Annotated in this window: 1 protein-coding gene and 2 pseudogenes; 1 reads left to right on the plus strand and 2 read right to left on the minus strand. The window is 58.3% G+C overall.

Annotation, left to right across the window (positions count from 1 at the left end):
* Positions 1-95: 95 nt before the first annotated feature.
* On the minus strand, positions 96-1,415 hold the full coding sequence (locus BMY22_RS22995; protein ID WP_244158981.1) for a glycosyltransferase family 4 protein: 1,320 nt from the start codon (positions 1,413-1,415) through the stop codon (positions 96-98).
* A 104-nt stretch (positions 1,416-1,519) separates the two neighbouring features.
* Between BMY22_RS22995 and BMY22_RS23000 the strand changes: the two are divergent.
* Positions 1,520-1,900: pseudogene (locus BMY22_RS23000) on the plus strand (transposase); the annotation flags it as partial.
* 259 nt (positions 1,901-2,159) lie between these two features.
* Here the strand turns inward: BMY22_RS23000 and BMY22_RS23005 are convergent.
* Positions 2,160-3,038 (minus strand): annotated as a pseudogene (locus BMY22_RS23005) (IS110 family RNA-guided transposase); the annotation flags it as partial.
* Positions 3,039-3,120: the final 82 nt, after the last annotated feature.

Consider the following 3,120-nt stretch of genomic DNA (forward strand, 5'->3'; position numbering starts at 1 on the left):
TGCTCGAGCGCTACAAGACGCAGCTCAATCCATTGATTTGCTTGAGGGAGGCGCTGGGGCGAGCAGCCATGCAACAGCTAACTCAGACATAGCCATTAATAACCCGCGCAGTCCTCCAATAGCCTGGCGTAAGCGGGCAGACACACTGACTCTAGGTCGAAGTGTTCCAGCACCGTCTGTCGAGCAGCTGCACGCATGCCATCGTATCTATCAGAATTAGCCAGCACGTCGCATACCCGCTCAGCCAAACCTGCCACGTCGAAGAAGTCCAGTAGTAGCCCGTTACTCCCGTCCTTGATTGCATCCATCACGGGAGCGGTACGGGAGCCTATCACTAATGCACCGGCGCTCATGGCCTCCAGTACTGACCAGGAAAGCACGAAGGGGTATGTGAGATATACATGACAACGAGTAATTTGCATCAGCTGCAAGAAAACCTTGTATTGAATCTTGCCAAGAAAAAATACCCGTTGTGGGTCGAGCTGTCCGGCTACCTCCCTCAGATACCTCTCGCGGTAAGAGCCACTCTCGGGAGCGCGTCCATAGCTCACGCCATCGCCTCCGACAATGAATATCTTGGCCTTCGGTCTGCGTGCCATGATTTCCGGCAGTGCCCGCATGAATATGTGATATCCCCGGACTGGTTCCAGGTTTCGCGCCACAAAGGTCAGTACCTCATCCCCAGGGCGAATGCCCACCCCCCGGCTTGGCAACGCGATCCTGGCCGAAGGATCCGGTTTGCACAGATCGGTATCGATGCCCTCGTGAATCACCCGTAGTTTATTGCCCACCCAGCTAGGCAGTGTCGAGGCCTGCCATGGTGTTGGTGATACGCCATAGTCCATGGCCTCCATCGCTAGCAGCAAATTGGCATTCTTGCTTGCCAGTCGCGCTTGGTCCTCAAGGCTCACTCCGGGAAACTCGGGATCAAATCCCAGGTCTTGCCCATCGGGCCGATAATAATATTCCATCAGGCAGACGAGTTTTGCTCTTGGATATATCGCTTTGATAAACAATGCCTCCCCCCAGCCGGGGTGCGCGAAGACTATGTCAGGCTCGAAGCCAGAGGTCTTCAAGCGTTGCAAAGCTAATGCACAGGCTTCTCCCCGAATGACTTTCGACTCAAACTCCTGCGCCCAGGAGTGAATACCTGGCGTATTGCCCCGCTCCAGCGTATAGCTGAGCGCACGAATGCCCTCAGCCTCCACAACCTTCCCAGCGCCCAGGCCAACTACCTCATGTCCTTTCGCTTGGCAAAAGCGGACAAGATGCTTGAACTGCCCAGGAAAATTCTGGTGCACAAAAAGAAGTTTCATTTGAGATTTAAAACCAACAAGTAGATTTTGGTAGTCGTGAAAGCTGGACACGACATTGCTATTGAAATCTAGAAGGGGCATATCTTGCTGCAACGTCATCACTCCTGTCACGCCTTTAGAGCCAGCCCTTTCAAGGTGTTTGCGTAAACTCGGCGGCGGCAAAATCTGAGTGCAACACCTGACCGTTTCGGTAAGGTGTTGCCATGTCTTATCACGAACACAGCGTTGTGGAACGCGCCACGATCCAGATCGGCTTGTTGAACCAATGGAGCCAGCGCAGGATCGCCCGCCTGTTGAACCGCAGCCCCTCCACCGTCAGCCGCGAGATCCGCCGCAATCGTGGCGCCCATGGCCTGTACATCACCCATGAGGCCCAGCACTGCATGCAGGCTCGTCGCCAGGCCTGCCGCCCACGCCGGAAGCTCGAGCCCGGCAACGAACTGTTCGAGCTGACGGCCCATCTGCTGCGAAAACGCTTTTCTCCCGAACAGATTGCCGGCAAGCTGCGCTCCATGGAGTTTCCCCAGTTCGAAGACGCCTACGTCTGTCGCGAGACGATCTACAGCGCCTATATGGACTCCCCCCGGTTTGCCAGTGATTTGCCCTGCCGACGAGCGTAGGCACGACTGCTTGCTTATATCCTGCTTCCGATGAGGCATTGGGTGCCCCGAGCCATGATGAAAATCCGCTCATGTGCGCCTGATTGCTCTAGCGGCCTTGCTTGCAGGGGGCCGACGCGTTGGGCTCGACCGGTTCGTCATCACTGCATGTCACTGTGCAATCGGGGTGGATTACTGGTTACTGCTCAACATTTTGCAGGCTGTGCAGCCTGCGATTTTATTTTCAGCCAGGTTGATAGCGATCTCCCCGACTGAGGATCGCCCAGACGATCCGAGCATTCTTGTTCGCCAAGGTAACCGTGGCGATGTTGGCATTGCGTCGACACAGCAAGCGCTGGAGCCACTGACTACGTCGATCCGCCTTCTCCTGGCAGTGCCTGAGCACCGCTCGGGCTCCGTGGACCAGCAGCGTGCGCAAGTAGGTATCGCCTCGCTTGTTGATCGGACCCAGGCGCTCCTTGCCGCCGCTGGAGTGTTGGCGAGGAACCAATCCCAGCCAGGCAGCGAACTGACGGGCGCTGCGGAACTGTCGGGCATCGCCCACGGCCGACACGATGGCAGTGGCCGTGATTGGACCGATGCCCTTGACCAGCATCAAGCGCTCCACCCGCTCGTCCTCGCGAGCCTGGCGCTGGATCGTTTCGTCGAGACGGGACAAGCGCGCTTCATGCTCGACCAGCTCGTCTTGCAACTCCACCAGCAGCTCGCGCATCTGGGCCCGGCAGGCCATGCCCGGCATCCGCCAGGGCCGCCTGCGCCAGTCGGCGGGTAGCCGCAACGCCATGCCGTGCCTCGACCAGGCCAAACTCGCCCGGCAGGCCGCGAATCTCGTTGACCAGCGCCGTGCGCGCCCGGATCAACCGGCTTCTGATTCGGTGCAGACCCTGGCTGGCCTGCTGCTCGGCGCTCTTCACCTCGACGTAACGCGCGTTCGGTTGGCTGGCCGCCTCGCAAATCGCTTCGGCGTCATTGGCGTCGCTCTTGCGTAGGGTTTGACGAACTGCGGTGCGATCAGTCGTACCTCATGTCCCAGAGCTCACAGCTCGCGCGCCCAGTAATGGGAGCTGCCGCAGGCCTCCATTGCCACCTGGCAGGGTTCGATCTAGAGCATTTTTACCTTATCCCGATTCATATCCGGCTGCCTCGAAGTAGTGCCTGCAGTCCTGCGCCGAGAACTGCCCGAT

Source organism: Azotobacter beijerinckii, from assembly GCF_900110885.1.
Taxonomy (GTDB): domain Bacteria; phylum Pseudomonadota; class Gammaproteobacteria; order Pseudomonadales; family Pseudomonadaceae; genus Azotobacter; species Azotobacter beijerinckii.